This window comes from Bradyrhizobium sp. SZCCHNS1022, from assembly GCF_032484835.1.
Lineage (GTDB): Bacteria > Pseudomonadota > Alphaproteobacteria > Rhizobiales > Xanthobacteraceae > Bradyrhizobium.
In genome coordinates this window covers 887,720-908,269 of the sequence record NZ_JAUETT010000002.1, presented here as the reverse complement: position 1 = coordinate 908,269, position 20,550 = coordinate 887,720, and the positions used below count along the sequence as shown (strand labels likewise).

The 20,550-nt window shown below is 64.2% G+C and carries 18 protein-coding genes; 6 read left to right on the top strand and 12 right to left on the bottom strand.

The features are described from left to right. Positions 1-402: 402 nt before the first annotated feature. The 8 genes from QX071_RS17750 to QX071_RS17715 are packed head-to-tail and all read right to left on the bottom strand — an operon-like array spanning position 403 to position 8,788. On the bottom strand, positions 403-1,122 hold the full coding sequence (locus QX071_RS17750) for an ABC transporter ATP-binding protein (RefSeq protein WP_315703923.1): 720 nt from the start codon (positions 1,120-1,122) through the stop codon (positions 403-405). Continuing rightward, the gene (locus tag QX071_RS17745; protein ID WP_315703922.1) at positions 1,115-1,870 is read right to left on the bottom strand and encodes an ABC transporter ATP-binding protein; all 756 of its coding nucleotides are present in this window, start codon (positions 1,868-1,870) and stop codon (positions 1,115-1,117) included. Before QX071_RS17745 ends, QX071_RS17750 begins: the two co-directional genes overlap by 8 nt. Beyond that, complete coding sequence (locus QX071_RS17740) at positions 1,867-2,862, bottom strand: branched-chain amino acid ABC transporter permease (protein WP_315703921.1); 996 nt, start codon at positions 2,860-2,862, stop codon at positions 1,867-1,869. The genes QX071_RS17745 and QX071_RS17740 overlap by 4 nt, the downstream gene beginning before the upstream one ends. Next, positions 2,859-3,734, bottom strand: coding sequence for a branched-chain amino acid ABC transporter permease (locus QX071_RS17735; protein WP_315703920.1), 876 nt, complete (start codon positions 3,732-3,734; stop codon positions 2,859-2,861). The genes QX071_RS17740 and QX071_RS17735 overlap by 4 nt, the downstream gene beginning before the upstream one ends. A gap of 9 nt (positions 3,735-3,743) precedes the next feature. Next, on the bottom strand, positions 3,744-4,994 hold the full coding sequence (locus tag QX071_RS17730; protein WP_315703919.1) for an ABC transporter substrate-binding protein: 1,251 nt from the start codon (positions 4,992-4,994) through the stop codon (positions 3,744-3,746). Between the two features lie 25 nt (positions 4,995-5,019). Beyond that, positions 5,020-7,395, bottom strand: coding sequence for a xanthine dehydrogenase family protein molybdopterin-binding subunit (locus QX071_RS17725; RefSeq protein ID WP_315703918.1), 2,376 nt, complete (start codon positions 7,393-7,395; stop codon positions 5,020-5,022). Further along, a complete protein-coding gene (locus QX071_RS17720; RefSeq protein ID WP_315703917.1) occupies positions 7,392-7,931 on the bottom strand; it encodes a (2Fe-2S)-binding protein in 540 nt (179 codons plus the stop codon). Before QX071_RS17720 ends, QX071_RS17725 begins: the two co-directional genes overlap by 4 nt. Continuing rightward, positions 7,928-8,788 (bottom strand): xanthine dehydrogenase family protein subunit M, encoded by an 861-nt coding sequence (locus QX071_RS17715; RefSeq protein WP_315703916.1) that lies wholly within the window; start codon positions 8,786-8,788, stop codon positions 7,928-7,930. The genes QX071_RS17720 and QX071_RS17715 overlap by 4 nt, the downstream gene beginning before the upstream one ends. A 268-nt stretch (positions 8,789-9,056) precedes the next feature. Here QX071_RS17715 and QX071_RS17710 point away from each other — a divergent pair, with 268 nt between their 5' ends. Further along, positions 9,057-9,674, top strand: a complete 618-nt coding sequence (locus QX071_RS17710; protein WP_315704286.1) for a helix-turn-helix domain-containing protein — start codon at positions 9,057-9,059, stop codon at positions 9,672-9,674. A gap of 29 nt (positions 9,675-9,703) precedes the next feature. On the opposite strand, the gene QX071_RS17705 is transcribed toward QX071_RS17710, so the two are convergent. After that, positions 9,704-11,671: an alkaline phosphatase family protein gene (locus tag QX071_RS17705; protein ID WP_315703915.1), complete on the bottom strand. Its 1,968-nt coding sequence runs from the start codon at positions 11,669-11,671 to the stop codon at positions 9,704-9,706. Between the two features lie 344 nt (positions 11,672-12,015). Between QX071_RS17705 and QX071_RS17700 the strand changes: the two genes are divergently transcribed. Together QX071_RS17700 and QX071_RS17695 are read left to right on the top strand one after the other, a co-directional pair. Further along, entirely contained in the window at positions 12,016-12,846 is an 831-nt protein-coding gene (locus QX071_RS17700) for a hypothetical protein (protein ID WP_315703914.1), read from the top strand. Positions 12,847-13,069: 223 nt separating this feature from the next. Continuing rightward, entirely contained in the window at positions 13,070-14,491 is a 1,422-nt protein-coding gene (locus QX071_RS17695) for an FAD/NAD(P)-binding protein (protein WP_315703913.1), read from the top strand. Between the two features lie 207 nt (positions 14,492-14,698). On the opposite strand, the gene QX071_RS17690 is transcribed toward QX071_RS17695, so the two are convergent. The 3 genes from QX071_RS17690 to QX071_RS17680 form a co-directional block, all read right to left on the bottom strand. After that, entirely contained in the window at positions 14,699-15,568 is an 870-nt protein-coding gene (locus QX071_RS17690) for a hypothetical protein (RefSeq protein WP_315703912.1), read from the bottom strand. 255 nt (positions 15,569-15,823) lie between these two features. Next, positions 15,824-16,936 (bottom strand): S1/P1 nuclease, encoded by a 1,113-nt coding sequence (locus tag QX071_RS17685; RefSeq protein ID WP_315703911.1) that lies wholly within the window; start codon positions 16,934-16,936, stop codon positions 15,824-15,826. Between the two features lie 107 nt (positions 16,937-17,043). Further along, positions 17,044-18,513: a GH1 family beta-glucosidase gene (locus tag QX071_RS17680; protein ID WP_315703910.1), complete on the bottom strand. Its 1,470-nt coding sequence runs from the start codon at positions 18,511-18,513 to the stop codon at positions 17,044-17,046. 194 nt (positions 18,514-18,707) lie between these two features. Here QX071_RS17680 and nthA point away from each other — a divergent pair, with 194 nt between their 5' ends. The 3 genes from nthA to QX071_RS17665 are packed head-to-tail and all read left to right on the top strand — an operon-like array spanning position 18,708 to position 20,373. Next, positions 18,708-19,328 (top strand): nitrile hydratase subunit alpha, encoded by a 621-nt coding sequence (nthA, locus tag QX071_RS17675; protein WP_315703909.1) that lies wholly within the window; start codon positions 18,708-18,710, stop codon positions 19,326-19,328. Further along, positions 19,328-19,987: a nitrile hydratase subunit beta gene (gene nthB / locus QX071_RS17670; RefSeq protein ID WP_315703908.1), complete on the top strand. Its 660-nt coding sequence runs from the start codon at positions 19,328-19,330 to the stop codon at positions 19,985-19,987. Before nthA ends, nthB begins: the two co-directional genes overlap by 1 nt. Further along, positions 19,987-20,373, top strand: a complete 387-nt coding sequence (locus QX071_RS17665) for a nitrile hydratase accessory protein (RefSeq protein WP_315703907.1) — start codon at positions 19,987-19,989, stop codon at positions 20,371-20,373. Before nthB ends, QX071_RS17665 begins: the two co-directional genes overlap by 1 nt. Positions 20,374-20,550 lie beyond the last annotated feature (177 nt).

The window sequence follows — 20,550 nt, the reverse complement described above, 5'->3', positions numbered from 1 at the left end:
ACGCTCTCAGCCCGCCTATTTTTGCGATGCATGTGTCCGCAGACGGCCCTTCTCTGACATGCACATCTCTCAGAATGACCGCTCTGGGCCCAAAGCTACCCTCCTCTCAGGCGGCAGCCGGGGCCAGAGCGACTCCGAAGGAAGCGTCATCGCGGCCAGTTGACTCCGATCGAACCAGCATCGACTCCGATGGAAGCGGAAGAACGTGCCTGAACGGCCTACCCGTTTCCGCCGCGCTGACTCCGATGCAGCGAGAGACGACATCGGGCTTGGCGTGTCCTCCGCACCTCCTTCGGCGGCAACTTTTCGGGATTTGCGATTGCGGCTGCTTCGGTGCTCTTTCGGCTGCCTATGTGCCGGATCGGACAAGGAGCTCGATGACTGGCCCCGGCCGGATCGCGATCAGACTGCGCAATATCGTTCTTGGATGTCCTTGTCTGCAAGCAATGCTGCAGCGCTGCTCTCGTGAACGACCTCGCCCTGGTCGATGATGACGGCGCGGTCTGCAAGGCGTAGCGCCCATTCGACGTTCTGCTCGACCAGGAGCAGCGTCTTGCCCTGGTCGCGCAGTCGGCGGAGCAGCACGCCCATTTCTTCGACCAGCACGGGCATGATGCCTTCCGACGGCTCGTCGAGCAGAATCATCCTGGGGTCTGCGATCAGCGCGCGGGCAATCGCCAGCATCTGCTGCTCGCCGCCGGACAGTGTCACGCCTTCCTGATCGAGGCGCTCCTTCAGGCGCGGAAACGTCTCGGCCACCGTATCGATCGCGTGGCGCTCATCGATGTCTCCTGCGGCCGCGACGAGACCCAGCCGCAGGTTCTCACGCACCGAGAGGCCAGGGACGATCCGTCGCTCCTCCGGGACATAGGCAAGCCCGAGATGAAAGCGCTGATGGGCGCGCAGCGGCAGCAGCTCCCTCCCCCCAAAGCGCACGCGACCCGTCGCCCTCGGAATCAATCCCATCACCGCCCGCAACGTGGTGGTCTTGCCCGCGCCGTTGCGACCGACGAGGGCTACCACCTCGCCCTGGTTCACGTGCAGGGATATGCCGTGCAAGATATGGCTGGCTCCGTACCAGGCGTGAAGATCCTCGATCTGAAGCAATGGAGTCTCAGCCATAGCCTTCACTCTGTCCAAGGTAGACGCGGCGAACTTCCGGATTGCTCCTGATCTCGTCAGGCGTGCCGTCCGCAAGCAGCCGGCCATGATGCAGCACCACGACGCGCTTGCTGAGGCCGAGCACCATCTTCATCTTGTGTTCGACCAGAAGCACGGTCCGCCGCTCGGCGAGCCGCTCCAGGAGCGCAACCATGTCCTTGGTCTCCTCCGGCCCCATGCCCGCCGTCGGCTCGTCGAGCAAGAGAAGCTCCGGTTCGGAGACCAGCGCGATCGCGATCTCCAGGGCTCTCTGCTGGCCGTGCGAGAGGAATTTCGCCTGCACCCAGCGCTTGCTGAGCAGGCCGACCGCCTCGAGGGCGGCATCGGCGCGGGTATTCAGCTCCGGCAATCGCGTGCGATTGCGCCAGATGTCATAGCTGACGCTGAGCGCCTGGGCCGCCACGCGCACGTTCTCATGCACGGAGAGATCGGCGAATATGTTCGTGATCTGGTAGGACCGCGAGATGCCCTGGTGCACGAAGCGGTGCTGCGCCAGCCCGCTCAACTCGCGTCCCTTGAAGTGCAGCTTGCCCGAAGACGGCGATAATGCGCCCGAGAGAATGTTGAAGAACGTGCTCTTGCCGGCGCCGTTCGGCCCGATGATCGAGGTGAGCTGGCCGGCTGCGAAGGACACGCTGATATCCTGCAGGGCGACAAAGCCGCCGAAGCGTTTGCCGATCGCCTCCGCGCGAAGCAGTTCGCCGCTCATCGGCGTGTCCTTGCGATCGAGATTGTGTCGAGCAAAGTGCCCCAGATACCCTTGGGCAGAAACAGGACGAAGAGGACGAAGATCGCGCCGACGAAGATCTGCCAATGCGACGTCCACAGCGACATGACGTCTTCCAAAATCAGGAAGGTTGCAGCGCCGACAAAGGGGCCGAAGAAGCTCCGCGCGCCGCCCAAGAGGACCATCATCACGATCATGCCCGAGGTCTGGTAGTGCAGGATGTCCAACGGCACGATCGACAGATGCAGCGCCAGCATGCAGCCGCCGAGCGAGGAGATCGCCCCCGACAGCATGAACACGATCAGCTTGCAGCGCTCGACATTATAGCCGCAGGCCCGCGCCCGCTGTTCGTTCTCGCGGATCGCCTCGATGACCGCGCCGAACGGCGAGTTCAGGATCCGTGACTGGAACCACATCGCCGCGGCGGCAAACGCCATCAGAACGTAATATTTGTTGACGGGATCGAGGAAGTTGATCTGAAGGCCGAACAGGTTGATGTGATCGACGGTGAAGCCGCGCAACCCGTTCTCGCCGCCCGTGATCCAGGAGGCCTGCAGCGCCACGTAATACACGAGCTGGGCAAGCGCGAGCGTCACCATGGACAGGTAGATGCCGCGGGTTCGGGTCGACACCATGCCGATCGCCGCGGCCAAAGCCGTGCTCAGCGCAACTGCGATCGCGACGGCGGCAAACCACGGCATGCCATAACGGCCGATCGCGATGCCCGTAAGATAAGCGCCCGAACCGAAAAAGGCGGCCTGGCCGAACGACAGCAGGCCGGTGTAGCCGAACAGGAGATTGTAGCCCATCACCACGACGCCGTAGATCAGGACGTTGACGGCCAGGGCCTTGGACGGCAGCAGCCATGGCAGCACCGCAAGGACCGCGATGGAGAGCAGCACCCGCTGGTCCAGCAGCCAAGCGAGTCCGCCCGGCGCGGATTTGGCGATCGCTTCGTCGGATCGGAACGTCATGCGGCCCTACCCTTCACGCCGAACAGGCCCTGCGGGCGGATCAACAGCACGATGGCCATCAGCGCGAACATGACGATGGTCGCCATTTCAGGCGCAAACAGCGCCACCATGCTGATGGAGATGCCGACCATGAGGCCCGCGACGACCGCCCCGACGATGGAGCCGAGCCCGCCGATCACGGTAACCACGAACGCCTCCGCGAGCACCAAGGCCCCCATCTCCGGGTTGACGCTACGCATCGGTCCGGCCAGCACGCCGCCCAGGGCGGCCAGCGCGACGCCGAGTCCGAAGATCGCCAGCCACACCCGGCCAATGTCGACGCCGAGCACCTGCATGATGGTGGGATCGCGCGCGCCCGCGCGCACGATCAAGCCGACCCGGGTCTTCTCCAACAGCAGCCAGAGCACGAGCAAGACAATGGCGACCAGTACGATGACGAAAAGCCGGTAGCGCGGGAAGAAGCCGATGCCGAGATCAACCACGCCGATAAGCTGCGACGGGGTCGGAAACGGCACGCCGTCGCTGCCGAACACGATCCGTACGCCCTCGACCAGAACGTAGCTGAGGCCGAACGTCAGCAACAGCGGATCGTCGGTCGAGCGGCCGTAAAGCCTGCGGATCAGGGCGAACTCAATCAGCATGCCGAAAGCGCCGATCAGGATCGGAGCAAGCAACAGCCCCCACCAGAAACTTCCGGTGAGAGAGGCAATATACAGTCCCGCATAGGCTCCGATCATGAACAACGCGCCATGCGCGAAATTGACCACGCCGAGCATGCCGAACACGATCGTTAGCCCAAGTGCGGTGATCACCAGGACCGCGCCAAGCGCGATCCCGGAGAGCAGCTGCATGATGATCAGCGACAGGTCCATCGGCGCGGCTTAGGTGGCGTGGCCGAGCTCGCTGCAGCTCCGCAGCATGTCGTCAGCGCCCGCCTCGTTTGCGAGGATCGCGAACAGATCGTTGTCGTTCGCCATGGCGGACTTCTTCTTGGACTCCAACACCAGGACCGACTGCACCGACTGGTGGTCGCATTTGCGGTAGTGCTGCGGCCCCTTGGTGAGATCGTATTGCAGCTTCTCCAGGGCATCGACCACCTTGTCGGTGTCGGTGCCTCCGGCGGCCTGCATGGCGAGCAGCAGCGAGGCCACTCCGGAGTAGCCATAGGCGCCGTAGTCGGTCGGGATCGCCCCGCCATTGGCGGCCCGGAACGCGGCGTTGAAATCCGCTGCCGATCTGTTCTGCGTCTCCAAGCCCCAATAGTAGTTGGCGCCGCCGACCACGCCTTCAAAGACATCGGGACCGACCGCGAGCCGCTGGTTGTGCAGGATCACGGGCACCACGATCTTCATCTGCTGCTTGACGCCGAAATCAACCGCCTGCTTGATCGCATTGGCCTGATCGCGGCCGAAATTGCTGATGCAGAGCACATCCGGCCGCATCGACATCAGGCGCGGCATGAAGGTGGAGTAGTCGGCTGCACCGAACGGATGCAGGATTTCGCCGACGCTGTCGGCACCGATCGCCGCCTGCGCACGCTTGAAGCCGCGCAGCATCTCGTGACCATAGGCATAATCCGCCACCAGGTGCGCGACCTTCATGCCCTTCTTCAGGGTTTTCCCTGCCACCGCCGCTGTCGTCATGTGCGGATTGAGCGCTTCGTGGAAGGTGTATTTGCTGAAGTCCTTGGCCTCGTTGATGGTGTCGGACTGGCTGATCGAGACGTAGATCACGCCGCGGGCACGGGTGACCTCGTTGACCGCGAGCTGCACGGCGCTGGAGAGCGCACCGACGATGGCATGCACCTTGTCCTTCTCGATCAGCTCGAGCGTACGGGTGGCGGCTTCGCCGGCATTGAGCTTGTCATCCCGCACCAGGAGCTCGACCTTGCGGCCACCGATGCCGCCTTTGTCGTTGACGAGCTTGACCGCGAGCTCGGCGCATTTCACCTGGTCGCGCGCCTCGGCGGCGAATGGGCCGGTCAGCGGGGTCGGAAAGCCGATGCGGATGGTGTCATCGGCGGCACGGCCGAGCCGCGGCATCGCCAACGTCGCAAGGCCGGCCGACATCCCGGCCAGCGCGGTGCGGCGGGATATCTTCATTCGGGTCGATCTCGATCCGGACTTCTGCATGGTTTCCTCCCTGATATCGCTTTTTCTAGAATCGCTTGAGGGCCTTCAGGACGCGTGTGGGCGTGATCGGAATGGCGTTGACGGAGGCATCGAACGGCGCGAGCGCATCGTTGACGGCGTTGAGCACGCAGGCTGACGCCGCCGCGGTGCCGGCTTCCCCGCACCCCTTGGCGCCGAGCACGGTGTCCTCCGTCGGTGTCTCCACATGCGCGATCTCGATATCGGGCATCTCCATGGCCATCGGCACCAGATAGTCGGCAAGCGAGCCGTTCTGGAGCTGGCCGGTCTCGCTGTAGCGGCATTCCTCGAACAGCGCCGCGCCGAGCCCCTGCACCACCCCGCCGCGCAGCTGCTCATCGACCAGCATCGGGTTGATGATGCGGCCGCAATCCTCAACCACGAAATGCTTCAGGAGCTTGATGAAGCCGGTCTCGATGTCGACTTCCAGCGAGCAGCCCTGGATCCCATTGGTGAAGGCGAACGGATAGCCCTGCGGAGCAAAATGATGACTGACCGTGAGCTGCGCCTGCGTGCCCGGCGGCAGCGTGTCGGACCGGAAGTAGGCGATGCGGGCAATCTCCGAGACCGGCAGCCGTTGCTGCTGCGATCCGGCATCGACCACCTGCCCGTCGATAATGTCGAGCGCCGCTGGCTGCTCCTGCAGGATGAGTGCGGCGATCTCCAGAATGTTGCGCTTGAGCACACGTGTCGCCTGGAGCGCGGTCTCGCCGCCGATGCCGGCGCCGCGGCAGGCCCAGGTGGCGCCACCATGCGGCGTCACCTCGGTATCGCCCGTGATGACCTTGACGTGCTCCTGCGCGATCCCGAGCTGGTCGGCCACGATCTGGCTGATGATCGCCTCGGTGCCCTGCCCCTGCTCCGTGACCGAGATCAGGCAGCGGACCTCGCCCGATGGTGTCAGGCTGACGATCGCGCCGTCCTGCGACGAAATGCGCGCGCCGCCGACGCCATAGAAGGCGGGACTTGGATTGGTGATCTCGACGAAGGTCGCGATGCCGATGCCCCGATAGACGCCGCGTGCCCGTAAGGCCGCCTGCTCGGCGCGCAACGCGTCGTAGTCCATCATCGCATGCAGCCGCCGCAGGCAGGCTTGATGCGACAGCGCCTCGAACCTGTAGCCGGTCGGCGATGTCTGCGGATAGGCGTCGTCAGCGATCACGTTCTGCGCGCGGATGGCGAAGGGATCGAGGCCGACGCGCGCCGCGGCGATGTCGACCAGCCGTTCGGTGACGGCGCAGGCGATGGGGTGACCAACGGCGCGGTATTGGCTGGTCTGGACCTTGTTCTGGAAGATCACCTCCAGCGCGGCGCGATAGGCCTTCAACCCATATGGCGCCCCGATCAGACGGATCACCTGGTTTCCCTCGACCACGCTGGTGCGCGGATAGGTCGAGAAGGCCCCGATCGCGGTGATGTCCTGCACATCTATTGCCAGGATGCCGCCCTTCGCGTCGATCGCCATGCGGGCGCGCACGCGATGATCGCGGGCATGGATATCCGAGACGAAGGACTCGATGCGGTCGGCGACGTATTTGACCGGTCGTCCCAGCAGGATCGAAAGGCCGACCACCGCCATGTCCTCGTGATAGACGTGCAGCTTCATCCCGAAGGAGCCGCCGATGTCGGTGGCGATGACGCGGACGCGGGCTTCCGGGATGCCATAATGGCGCGAATAGAGGTCCTGAAACTGGTACGGCGTCTGGGTGCCGTGATGCACCGTGAGCATCTCGCCGCCGGGATCGTAGTCGGCGACGATGGCGCGCGGCTCGAGCGTCACCGCGGTATGGCGGCCGAAGCTGAACTCCTCCTCCACCACATGAGCGGCGGCGGCAAAGGCATCATCGACGCCGCCGCTATCGAGCTGGCTTCGGAAACAGGCATTGCCGGCGCTACCCGGATTGATCAACGGTGAGCCGATCTGGCGCGCGCTGTCGACATCGGCAACGACGGGCAGGTCCTCGTAATCGACCTCGATCAACTCGAGCGCATCCTCGGCAATCGCCCGGCTCTCAGCGACCACGGCGACGACCGCCTGCCCGGCCCAGACCACGCGATCCAGCGGCAGCGGCAGTTGCGGCGCCGATGTCATGCCCTTGAAGTGATCCAAGGTGCCGGTCCAGGGCGTGCAGATCTTGGCGAGATCAGCACCGGTCGCGACGAGATGCACGCCCTCGCGCGCCCGCGCGGCTTCGGTATCGATGGACACGACCTTTGCATGCGCATGCGGGCTGCGCAGGAAAGCGGCATGCAACATACGCGGCAGAGTGAGGTCGCTGACATAGCGGCCGCGCCCGGCGAGCAGCCGCTTGGCGTTGGGACGCGGCACCGAGCGGCCGATATAGGAATTGGGGCGATCGAGCGAGGTCAGCTGCGCACTCATGCTGCGCCTCCATCGTCTCCGGACGCGGAGGCGCGTGCCGTCGCCACCGCCTCGATGGCGTCCACGATCGCCTCGTAGCCGGTGCAGCGGCAGTAGTTGCCCGAGAGCGCATCGCGGATCTCCGTGCGGCTCGGCCGCGCCACCTGCGACAGCAGTTCATGGGCGCTGATCAGCATGCCGGGCGTGCAGAAGCCGCACTGGAGCGCGTTGCGGCGATGGAATTCAGCCTGGAGATCGCCGATCGCGCCGCTCTCCGACAGGCCCTCGATGGTATCGACCCGCGCGCCAGCGGCCTGCACCGCGAACATCAGGCAGGAATGCACCGCGCGTCCGTCGAGTTGCACGAGACAAGCGCCGCAGGCCCCCATCTCGCAGCCGGCGTGGGTTCCCGTCAGTTCGAGCTGATTGCGAAGGCAGTCGACCAGGGTCTCGCGCGGCGCAACATCGCAGGTCACCTTGCGGCCGTTGACGACGAGCCGGACGCGGAAGGTCTCGTCGATCTCATCAGACAACCCGTCTTCGCCGATCACGCTCATGCCCCCTCCCCGAGACGGCCGAGCAGGCGCCCAAGCAGCACGCGGGCGAGATGCAGCCGCATCGCCGGCGGCACCTCGTCGCTTTCAGGTGGGGCAAGGTCCGCCTCCAGCGCCGTCTGCGCCGCGGCGACGCGCGCCGGATCGAGCGTGGCTCCAGCCAGCGTGGCTTCCACTGTCTTGGCCCGGGTCGGCACATTGCCGACCGAGAAGAAGGCGATGCGGATGTCGTCGATGCGGTCGCCTTCGCAACTCGCGAGCAGACCGCACCCGACCAGCGCATAGTCGCCGCGCCGACGCGCCAGCTCGTCGAAGGCGAACCGTTGATTGCTCCTGAACACCGGGACGTGGATCGCGGTGATCAATTCACCCGGCCCAAGCGCCGTCTCGAACAGATCGACGAAGAAATCGTCGGCTCTCACCCGCCGGCGGCCGGCCGGCCCGGCGATCTCGATCTCGGCCGCAAGCGCCAAGGTTATCGCGGGAAATTCGGAGGCAGGATCGGCGAGCGCAACGCTGCCGCCGATCGTGCCACGATTGCGGATCGCCGGATGGGCGACGAACGGCGCCGCAGCGCGTAGCAGCGGAGCGAACTGCCCGATCAGAGGCTCGCTCAGCATCTCGCAGTGACGCGTGAGCGCGCCGATGCGCAAGAAGTCGCCTTGACGCTCGACGCCGCGCAGTTCGGCAATATGGGTGATGTCGATGAGAAGCCGCGGAGCCTGCAGCCGCAGCGACAGCGCGGGCACGAGGCTTTGTCCGCCGGCGATGAAACGCGCGTCGTCGCCGGCACGCGCATGGGCGTCCAGCGCTTGTTCGATCGTCTCAGCACGAAAATAGCTGAAAGCCCTCGCCTTCACTGCCGTTTCCTCGATCCCTCCGCTCGCCAGCGGGGATTGCCAAATTTGTAACCATCTGGTCTCAAAATCCTCGCACGGCGACGAGACTGGGTCAACCAGAATTGACCATTTGGTCACAAATGTGGATTGCGCTATGAAGTCCGCCGCGAATTGCGATACAGCGACGTCAATGGCGAGAAAAGCGCACAAGAAGGCGAAGCGACCGGTCCGGCGAACGACCAAGGCAGCCCCCAAGGCGGGCCCCAAGGCCGTGCCGCAGCGCCGCAACATGCGCGCTCCCGACCGTGAGCGGCTGATCGTGCACGAGGCGATCCGCTTCTTTGCCGAGCGCGGCTTCGAAGGCCAGACTCGCGAGCTCGCCAAGCGCATGGGCATCACGCATTCGGCGATCTATCGCCACTTCCCGAGCAAAGAAGCGCTGATCGAGCGCGTCTACCAGGAGGTCTATCTCAGCCGCTGGTCGCCCGATTGGGCGCCGCTGATCCGCGATCGCGCGCTGCCGCTGGAGGCGCGTCTCACGCGCTTCTACCTGGACTATGTCGCCCACGTGTTCGAGTACAATTGGGTCCGGATCTTCGTCTTCTCGGGAATGAAATCGTTCGGCATCACCGGCCGTTATCTCGACCTTGTCCGCCGCGAGATCATCGAGCCCGCCGCGATCGAACTGCGTCACGATCTGGGACTCCCAAACATTACGGAGCGCCATCTCAGCGAGCGCGAGACCGAAATGTTCTGGGGCCTGCACGGACGCATCTTCTATATCGCCATTCGCAGATTCATCTACGAGACACCGATCCCATCCGACCTGGACGCGATCGTGCGCGACGCGATCCGGACCTTCCTGGACGGTGCGCGAACGACCATGCCGGGACTGCTCACCGCATAGGATGAGCAGCCGCCAAGGCTCGACCGGCGTCAATCCCGGTCGCGGTCCCATCCATCAGGCCGGTTCTTGTGGTGGGCTTCCTCACCATCGTGGCCGAACCGAAACAGGTCCATCAAGTCGCCGATCGCGGGCGCATTGACGGGAATATACGGATTACGGCCGGTGATCGGATTTGGAAGATTGTCGCGGCTTCGCGAGGACAGCGTGCCGAGGCGCCAATTCCGCTCGATGAATTTCACGACGGAGGCATGATCGGAGTAGACGTGCCCGACGTGACCGCCACGCGAGTAAGGTGACACGATAATCGCCGGGACGCGGACGCCATCCCCGAAAAAGTCGACGGGCTGGACGTATCCCGAGTCCCAGAAGCCGCCGCCTTCGTCGAACGTGACGAGAATGGCGGTGTGAGCCCAAAGCTCCGGCTGCGCCTGGATCTCCTCGATAAAGACCTTTGCGTAGTTTTCGAAGGAAGAGAGCTTGGAACTGTCCGGGTGACCACTCGGAGCATCTTCCGAACGTAGGAAGGCGACTTCCGGCAATTTGCCGCTGCGGATGTCCCTGATGAGATCTTCTGCGTCGCGCAGATGCGCCGTGCGGCTCTCGGCCGTCGACATGACCGCGGTCGAGAACTGAAACGGATTGCAATTATCGCAATAGCCGGGAGAAGCCGTATGATTGGGATCGGCTACGTAGCGATTATATCCACCAGCATACCACGCCCAGGAAATGCCCTTCTGGCTGAGCTTTTCTCCGATCGTGGGCACGCTCGAGGGCGGCAAAGCGTTGGCAAGCGTATCGATCGTTCCATCCGGAAAGTAACCCGGATGCCTGCTGGCAACGTGATAATAGGTCCCCGGTGCGCAATGTGGATCAGGATGATATGGCAATGAAGCAATGTAGGCCCGGATCGTCGCCACACCGGGCTGATTCAGATCCGAACAATTGACGAAGGTGCCCGCGTCGTAGATCGGCGTATTGTTCGCGCCAGGCTTGGGGTTGGGATTCATGATCAGGCTGGCATCCGGAATTGCCGGATTGCCGTGACCATCGCTGAAGTAGATTTCGTCGGCAGTACCGAAAAAGTTCCAGTTGGGCGACGATGGGCCACGCATGGCCTGATGGTAGTTGTCGCTCATCGTATACTCGCGTGCAAGCGCGTGAAAATATGGCGCGTCACCGCGTGCGACATTGTAGAAGCCCAACGCGACGCCGCCGCTACCAATGCCGTTGGCACTGCGGGTCGCTTCAACCCATGGGAACAGATCATTGAGACAGCCGCTCGGGTTCTCTGCCGTGGCATGGGTTATGTCGCAATCAGCCTGTTGCCACTCCGGAAAGAAGCCGTGGTTGGGATCGGCTATGTAGAAATCGTAGGGCGTTAAGCCGGTCACCTGAAAGGGCCCGTTCGGCAGGGCATTCACGTTGGCGATACGCCCATCGGGCACATATTTGGGAAACGGATTTGCGCCGATGGTCATGTCGTGCGGGTCGAACAGCGGCGCATACTGGTGATAGAACATCGTCTCCCATGCCAGCGCACCGGCATCCGTCGCAAAGGGCGGCCCCGCCGTGTCGCTTCCGCCTAGCGGCAAGTTGCCCGTGGTTTGCGGTGGCAGCAATGCGTAGGTTTGTTTGCTTCCCGGCGCCAGTTGGAACGTGCCCGTCTCAACAGCGCTCGATTGCGCACCGGCCGCGAAGTTGTGACCCGGCCGGCCGTCTATATCGACAATGCCCTTCGACAGCAGGTTCGACACATGATCGCCCGAAGGTGCACGATAGGTGGCAAAAACATGATCGAAGCTCTGGTTTTCGCCGATGATGACGAGCAGATGCTCGATCGGCGTCGCGGTCCGAGCGTTGTTCGGTTCAGCAATCGCGGCCGCCGATGTCTGGAGAAGAGCTAGCCCCGCCGCGAGAACGGTCCCGCCGAACGGAAGAATACGGCGAGTCCGGCAAAGGATCGAACTTGCAAGCGAATGAACCGGCCGATCCCGCATCCTGCGAACTCTCATTGTGTCGTCCCTGAACTTAGAGCCCCCAAGCCGGTCACTACGTACCGCTGCGACGCAACAAGCCCGTGACGTGTGGATGTCCTGACAACCTAAAATGCGAACCGACGGATGCTCCGGGGCGGGCGATTGCGTAGGACGCCCCCTGCCCTCGACCAGTTCGGTGGGTGCCTGTCGCGCCTTGTGGACGGTGCAGAAGGTAAGTCTGTCCGAAAACGCCTCGTACTTGTCACTCCACAGTCTTGCTTTGGTCAAAGCGCCGCGCCGTTTTGTCGGACGATTCGGAACCGACGTGCGCCCTTGAGTCCCGGAGGGGCAGTGGACTGAAAGGAATGCCAGTGCAATCGACGCCGAACGCGAATGAGCTTGATCCGGGCGGGATCGGTCTATCGCCAGAAAAGGATTCCTACACGGATGTGTATAAACGCGTCGTGCGTGACGTGCTCTCGCGGATCGATCAGCGGCTTGCGGACATCGCGGCCCAAGCCGGAGCCCCTCGTTCGACCGAACCGGCTGGCGGCAAAGGCGTCCCGCCGACACGCTTGCGCCGATCGCTACACCGCAGGGCTTTGCGGGGCGCGATCGGCGTTCTCATGGTGGCCAGCCTGAGCACTGCGGCGCTGGCTTGGTATTACGCGGATCCGATGACGACCGTCATGGCGCGTTGGATGCCCTCTTTTCTGAAGACGGCGGCAACAAACGATGCCGACGTCTCCACCTCCGATTTGACTTCATCGAGCGCGCGCCCACCTGCCCCTCCCGTACAGCCTACGGATTTGGGCTCGGCGCCGCCGCAGAATGGTTCATTTGCATCGGGCGTGCAGGGGCCGGCGGAACATGGCGATATCACCACGGCCTCGATCGATCGGGACTTGATGCCGTTGATCCAGAAGCTGGCGCGCGACATCTCGGAGCTGCAGGTCGGGATCGAGCAGCTCAAGGCGGGGCAGGAGCAGGTCGTCCGCGATCAGGCCAGAGCCGCGGAGCAGTTGCAAGCCGGTCAGGACCAGCTGATGCGTCAGATGGCGAGGATATCCGCGGTGCAGCCGCCGAAGCCGATCGCACCCTCGCCGCGGGTGGATGCGCTGCGTCCGCCAAGTGCAGCGCTGCCGCCACCGCGGCCTCGCACCGCCAATACCGCGCAGACGCTGTTTCCGCGATAAAGGCCGTGGCTCGCCGGTCTGCACGCATGCGTCATGCTCGCTGGCCGAACGACCGGACAAAATAGTTCGGGCGAGCAGATAGCTGTTCCTGGCCGTTCAGGCGCGCCAAGACGCCGCAGAAGAGAATATTCGTCTTTTTGAACGACATGCGAACGTGGGCGCGTTGTTGCGTGCTAGAATAAAACTTACGCGTTTGCCGCTCTCAAAGAACGAGGCGCCTCGGATGAGCTGCTTCCCGGAACGACACGCAATCATTATCGGCGGCGGTGCCTCGGGCGTGCTGCTCGCCTATCAGCTGCTGCAGCATCCACATTCCGATTTCCGCGTCACGCTGATCGAAAAGCGCTGTGAGATCGGCCGCGGGCTTGCTTATCACACGGGCAATGCCGATCATCTCCTCAACGTCCGCGCGGCCAATATGAGCGCCCTGCCCGACGATCCCGATCACTTCTGGCGCTGGTTGTCGACGAGTCCAAACGCCGCGCCGTTCCGCCCCGATCCCTACTGCTTCGTCCCTCGCCGCCTCTATGGCGATTACATCGCAAGCCTGGTGGATCCGTTTCTATCGCCGGAGCACGGCGAGCAGCGTCTCACGATCGTCCGTGGCGAATGCATCGCGGTGAGCGAGGGCTGGGGCAACGTCACTGTCAGCCTGGCCGATGGTTCGCGTCTCGTCGGCGATGTCGCTGTGCTCGCAACAGGTCACGACGCTGCGACCGCCCGATCGGCTTGGCACGCCGATCCCTGGATTTCTCCATCCGTTCCCGGCTTCAGCAAGGACGCGGCCGTGCTGATCCTCGGCACCGGCCTGACCATGGCTGACTACGTGCTGACCTTGCTGCGCGAAGGTCATCGCGGGCCCATCATCGCGATGTCGCGCCGCGGCCTGATGGCCAGAGGCCATCGGCGCACGGCGCCGCTGTCCATCCGGGAGGAAGATATTCCTTTCGGCGCCGGCGCCAGCACCTTGCTGCGCTGGTTCCGGCAACGCATCGCGGCCCATGTGGCGGCGGGCGGCGACTGGCGCAGCGTGATCGATGCAGTCAGACCTTTCAGCCACCAGCTGTGGCGCGAGCTGCCAGCTTCCGCCAAGCGCAGCTTCCTGGAGCATGCCAGGGCTTGGTGGGACGTGCATCGGCACCGCATGGCGCCGGAGGTCGAGGCGCGCATCGTCGAGGCGATCGCGGACGGCCAGCTGACAGTGACGGCTGCCAAACTGGTCGGCATCGAAGGCGGCACGAGCGGCGCTCGGGTTCGTTATCGCCGGCGCGGCCGGCCGGAGGCCGAAACTATCGAGGTCGGTGCGATCGTCGATTGCACGGGCATCGTCCGCGATCCGCGGGCAACCATCAATCCTGCCGTCCGCAGCCTGTTCGATCAGGGGCTGGCGCGACCCGATCCGCTTCGGATCGGCATCGACGTCACGGCCGAGTGCACGATCATCCACGCGGACGGAACGTTGTCGCAACGGCTGTTTGCGATCGGCCCGCTGACCCGCGCCGCGTTCTGGGAGATCATGGCCATCCCTGACATCCGCAACCAGTGCGCGGCGCTCGCGGCGCAACTCGTGCAGGGCCGCGCAGCCCTGCTGTCCGAGGTGATCGGTGTGCAGCCTCCCGTCACGGACCAGCAGGTCGCGATCTAGTATGGCGCCAACGCATCGGCTTTCAGCGTTCAGCGCCGGGTAGATTTTCGAGACTGGCGATCAGGCCAGGCCCAGTCAGCTCCAGTCCAGCTTTCTTCGCGTTTGTCCGCCGGCGGGGCATGTCATGGCTGCCAGACATCGCGAGCCGAACCAATCAAGGCTCGCGGTGCTGAGCTGGCGCGACCAGCAATCCACATCGACCTGGGCTCATTTGCAGGAATGGATGCGTCCGTCGTAGCCGCGGTACGTGCCACGATCCGCGTCATAGGTGCGGAAATGCATGCACCTGAGATCGGCCTCGTGGCGGTGGGCGACGTGGGCACGGTGCTTGCGCTTGACGACGGGCTCCTCGTCTTCGTCGCGTGCATGATGTCTGCGCGGCTTTGGCGCATCGTGTTCGACGTGTTCCGAGGCGCGCGTCGTAACCTTCGGCTTGGCTGCCGGCTTCGGGGGAGTTGCTGACTTCGCCTGGCTCGGCGCTGCAGGCGCGGGCGTCGCTGCAACCGGCTTGTCCTGTGCCGCCGCTGGTTTGGCCTCCTCGATTGCGGGCTTCTTCTCGTCCGCGGCGGTCGGCTTGTCCTGAGGCGCTGGCGCCGTCTTGGTGTCAGCCGGCTTCTCCGGAACGGCAGCCGCCTTCTCGGACGGCTTCGGCTCAACCGCCGGAACCTTGTCGCTCCGTGCTGCGGCGGGCTCCGGTGCGGCTACCGCTTTCTCCGGCACGACAGCGGATTTCTCCTCAGCCTGAGCGGGCTTGTCCGACTCTTTCTTCTCGTCGGCGACCGCGGGCTTCTCGGCGCCGGCCGCCGGGGGTTCGACCGCCGCGGACGGCCGATCCTTCGCGGCTACGGAGTCGCCTTGCGCAGGCGCCGATTGCGGTTCGGTCTGCGCTTTCTCCTGGGCTGCTGCAGGCTTCTCAGGCTCCGCGCCGGATTGGCCGGACTCAGCGGCCGCGGGCTTCTGCTCAGCTGCCGCCGGCTTCCCATCTGGCGCGACCGTCTTTGCTTGGTCGGACTTTTCAGTGGCGGCCGGCGCCGACGGTTCGGGCGAGGCCGCCTGCGCGTGCGCCGGCACGCTCATGAATATCGCGAAAAGGACGCAACAGAACGCGCCGGCACGATGGGCGACGGCTGACGAAGAAGCATACATACGCATGACGGGGATCTCGGTTGATGGCCGGAACGAGTGGTCCGACGCCAACTAGGCTGCACCACGGGTTTAAGGCAAGTCTGTGAACCCTGCGGCACAGAAGCGCAGCCAACTCAAATTAGTTGCACAGTGTGTGCCGGCCGCATCACGCGCTGCGTGCGGCACGAGAAGCGCATTTCATGCTGATCAGTTCTTCGGCCAGATCGTGTTGAGGATCTGCGCGAGATGGGCACCCGCCTTCGCCAGTTGCTGCCGTTTGATCTCGTCGGCAAGGTGCATGTAAGTCAGACGATCCGGAAATATCACCGCCCATTTCGGATGCGGGGGTGGATCGGTTTGCGCAAAGCTGAGCCCCTGAAAGGCGGTCTTGGCCACCTGCAGCGTGTCGGTCGCCCAATCCCCCGCCCAATTCTCGAGCGGCCCGGAACTTGCCGGCACCGCACGTGCGGCCGCCAGCAGTTCGCGCGTCGCGGCGTGGCCAATGTCGAATGGAATGTCGTCCCATTCGGCGTGCAGGTTGACATTCTGGTCCTGGATCAGATTGCCGCCGGCGGTCTGGTTGTCAGGATTGTCCTGACGCGCGGCATCAGGGTCGACCAGGACGCCCTGCGCATCGAGATAGACCGCGCCGACATGCAGCGGCTGATGCAGGTCGCCGACGAAATGCGTGAGCAGCAGCAACGCTTCCTTCTTGTCGCGGATCGAGAACGGCGCCGGGGCCGGCTTGTCGGTCAGCACGGCGAGTGCGGCATTGACCGCCGCGACCAGATCGTGGGGGTTGGTGCCGACCTCGCTGCGGTCGAAAGCATCGCGCTGGATCGCAACGTCGTCGAAATGGAAGGTGTTGTGGCAGCCTTGTTCGAAACCGGACGGCTGGTAGGAGCAGGTTTCGCTGTGCCAGTTGCGGCTGACATAGTCCTCCATGCGAGCCCGTTCGAGTGCCGAATTGAACGGAATGCACGCCGTTTCATATTCGGGATGGTTGGGATCGAGCTCGTATTTGAAGCGGTTGCCATCGTGGTGTGCGACGGCCTTGACGCAATCCGCCCACGGACCCGCCTGTTGCAGCCCGATCTGGCGCCAGACGTGGCGATCTTTCATGGCCTTGATCTCGGCGTCGGACGGCAGCGGGTCGTTGAGGATGTCATGGACCTGCTTGGTCGCATTGGCATTGTCGGCGATCAGCTTCGCGGCGATGTCCCCGACCACTTCGTGCCCCTGAGCCCCCCATGCCAACGCCCTGCCCGGCTGCAGGCAAAGTGCGGACAGCATAGCCAGGATGAAAGTGATGCGTCCCATGCCCGCCTCCACGATCCCCGTTGTGACCGTCGCCTTCATACAATGTTCGATGCGGCAACGGCAGCATCGCATCTTCTGCGCGAACTATGACGTTCGGTTAGCGCTCGTCACGCCAGCAGCGCATTTTTTGCGATCACATGGCGATAAAAGGACGCGCTGAGCTTGGGGGTGCGAGCCTGGGTGTCGAAATCGACGTGATAGACGCCGAAGCGCTGCCGATAGCCGAACACCCATTCGAAATTATCCATCAGGCTCCACAGGAAATAGCCTTTCACCGGCACGCCCTCCGCGGTCGCGCGCTGCAGTTGGGCTAGGTAATTGCGCAGGTACATCACCCGATCGAGGTCGTGGATCTTACCGTCCGGGCTCACCTTGTCGTCCGAGGAGGTGCCATTCTCGGTGATGTAAATCGTCTTCAGATCCCAGATCTTGGCCGCGAACCTTGGCACCCAATAGGCGATCTCCGGCCCGACCAGGAGCCAGGGAGAACTCATATGCGGGAACGAGGACGGCATCGGCAGCGCCTGGAACCCGGGCGCATTGTCGCTCGCGACCACATAGGCCTGCGGCGCATAGATGTTGAGCCCAACGAAATCGACCGACGCCGAGATGATCTTCAACTCGTCCGCAGTGAATTTCGGGGCGTCCTTGCCGGCCCAGGCCAGGAAGGCGTCGGTATAGCGGCCTTCCAGGATCACGTTGAGGAAGCCTGCGTTCAATTCGCGCGTGGCGATCTCGGCGGCACGGATGTTCTCCGGCGTGTCGATCGCCGGCACGCAGGCCGTGATGTTCTCGGCCATGCCGACTTGCGTACCCGCGCGGCCCCTGGCCCGGATCGCCTGCACCGAGAGCCCATGCGCCAGCGCTACGTGGTGCCGCGCCTGGTTCACCTCTCCTTGCGGCAGTTTCAGCCCGGGCGCGTCGATGCCGAGGCCATAACCGAACGGGATGAAACGTCCGCATTCGTTCACGGTGAAGATGGTCTTAACGCGATCGCTCAAGTGCTCGGCGACGTAGCCGGCGTAATCGGCGAAAGCCTTCGCGGTCTCGGCCGAACGCCAGCCGCCGAGGCGCTCTTGCAGCGCCTGCGGCAGATCCCAATGATACAGCGTGGCATAGGGCGCGATGCCGTTCGCGAGCAACTCGTCCACCAACCTGTTGTAGAAATCGAGCCCTTTCGGGTTCGGCGTGCTGCCGCCATCCGGAAACAGCCGCGGCCAGGCGATCGAGAACCGATAGGCCTTGCAGCCGAGTTCCTTGATCAGGCCGACATCGTCCTTGTAGCGATGATAGTGATCGCAGGCGACGTCACCGGTGCTGCCGTCCTCGATATGGCCCGGCGCATGGGTGAAGACATCCCAGATCGAAGGCCCGCGACCGTCGGCCCTGGCTGCCCCCTCGATCTGGTAGGACGAGGTCGCGGTGCCCCAGACGAAGTCGTGCGGGAAATGGCGGCCGGGCGCTGCTGGCTCGTTCGTCACGGGCCCCTCCTGTGCTGTCGCAGTCGCGCCTCCCGTTCCAAGGGCGGCCAGACCGGCCAGCTTGGCAAAATCACGACGGGAGACATCGTTTGGCATTGGCTGTCCTTGAACACATAGGGCTTCAGTCGTCGCCGGGTACATGAGCGCCGACGGCAGTAGGAACCACATCTTCAGCGCGTTTTGAACGGCTGTCGCCGTGAATCCGGGCCAATCATAGCATCATATCGAGGTCATTACGGCCATGCACCGTCGTCTCGACAGTCCGGCTCGATTGCGCCTATGGTTGCGCCATGACAGATCACCCTCACGACCATGATCACTCGGAGCTGACCGAGACCGAGCTGCGCGTTCGTGCGCTCGAATCCATCCTGACCGAAAAGGGCTATATCGATCCGGCCGCGCTCGACGTGCTGATCGAGACCTATGAGACCAAGGTCGGCCCGCGCAACGGCGCCCGCGTCGTGGCCCGGGCGTGGACCGATCCCGCGTTTCGCGCCCGCCTGCTGGCCGATGCGACGCCTGCGATCGGCGAGCTCGGCTATGCCGGCCGCCAGGGCGAGCATATCGTCGCGGTCGAGAATACGCCCGAGCTGCACAACATGGTCGTGTGCACCCTGTGCTCCTGCTATCCCTGGCCGGTCCTGGGCCTGCCGCCGGTCTGGTACAAATCGGCGCCCTATCGGGCCAAGGCGGTGAAGGATCCGCGCGGCGTCCTGCAGGATTTCGGTTTCGAGCTGCCGCCCACCACCAAGATCCGCGTGTGGGATTCGACCGCCGAGATCCGCTATTTCGTGCTGCCGATGCGCCCCGAAGGCACCGAGGGCTGGAGCGAGGAGAAGCTCGCCGAGCTCGTCACCCGCGACAGCATGATCGGCACCGGCCTGCCGAAGCAACCGGGCGAGGTGGCGTAATGGATGGCGCGCATGACATGGGCGGGGTGCCCTGGTCCGGCCCGGTGCGGCCGGAGCCGAACGAGCCGGTGTTCCATGCCGAATGGGAGCGTCGCGCGTTTGCGATGACCCTGGCAATGGCGATGCCGGGTGGCTGGAACATCGATATGTCGCGCTTTGCGCGCGAGAACCGGCCGGCGGCCGACTATCTCGGCATGAGCTATTACGAGATCTGGCTCGCCGGTCTCGAACGCCTCATGCAGGACCGTCATCTCGTGGAGGCAGATGAGATCGCCGCCGGTCGATCACTGCATCCGGCCAAGCCCGTCGCAAGAATTCTGACTGCGGACGGCGTCGCCGCAATGCTGCATCGGGGCGGCCCGAGCGAGCGCGAAGTCACACGACCGGCACTCTATGCGGTGGGCGCTCGCGTGCGCGCCAAGGACATTCATCCGCCGACCCACACCCGTCTGCCGCGCTACGTGCGCGGCCACGCCGGCCGCATCGAAGCGGTGAGAGGTGTGCACGTCTTTCCCGACAGCAATACAAGCGGCGCGGGCGAAGATCCGCAATGGCTCTACACCGTCTCCTTCAGCGGCGCGGAGCTGTGGCCAGACGCACCCGATCCGATGCTCGAAGTCACGGTGGATGCGTTCGAGCCCTACCTGGAGCCGGCGTGATGAGCGTGGAGCGCAACGCCGCGCGGGAGGCCGCGCGTGCCCTGCCCGACATTCCTCGCGACGATGAGGGTCCGGTGTTCCGCGCCCCCTGGGAAGCCCATGCATTTGCGATCGCGGTCTCCCTGCATGCGCGCGGCCTGTTCACATGGGGCGAATGGGCTGCAGCACTGGCCGACGAGATCGCGCGCGCACAAGCGGCCGGCGACGCCGACACCGGCGAGACCTACTACCTGCATTGGCTCGCGACGCTTGAGCGGCTGGTCGCGGAAAAAGGCGTCACATCGGCCACAACCCTGACGCGCTATCGCGACGCATGGGATCACGCCGCCGACCGCACCCCGCACGGCAAGCCGATCGAACTGATACCCGCGGATTTTTCCGATTGAAGCCGTGCGAGGCCGTCAGTTTGCGCACCTATCGGCGTGCGAGATCGGCGCAACCCTATCGCAACCATCGCCGGGAAATTCGCAAGTCAGGTGGTGGCGCATAGGTGCCGAGATTCGTATCATTCCGCCTGCGCCGGTCGCGTACTCGCGCGTGATCTCGAAGCGAAGAGAGTCAGG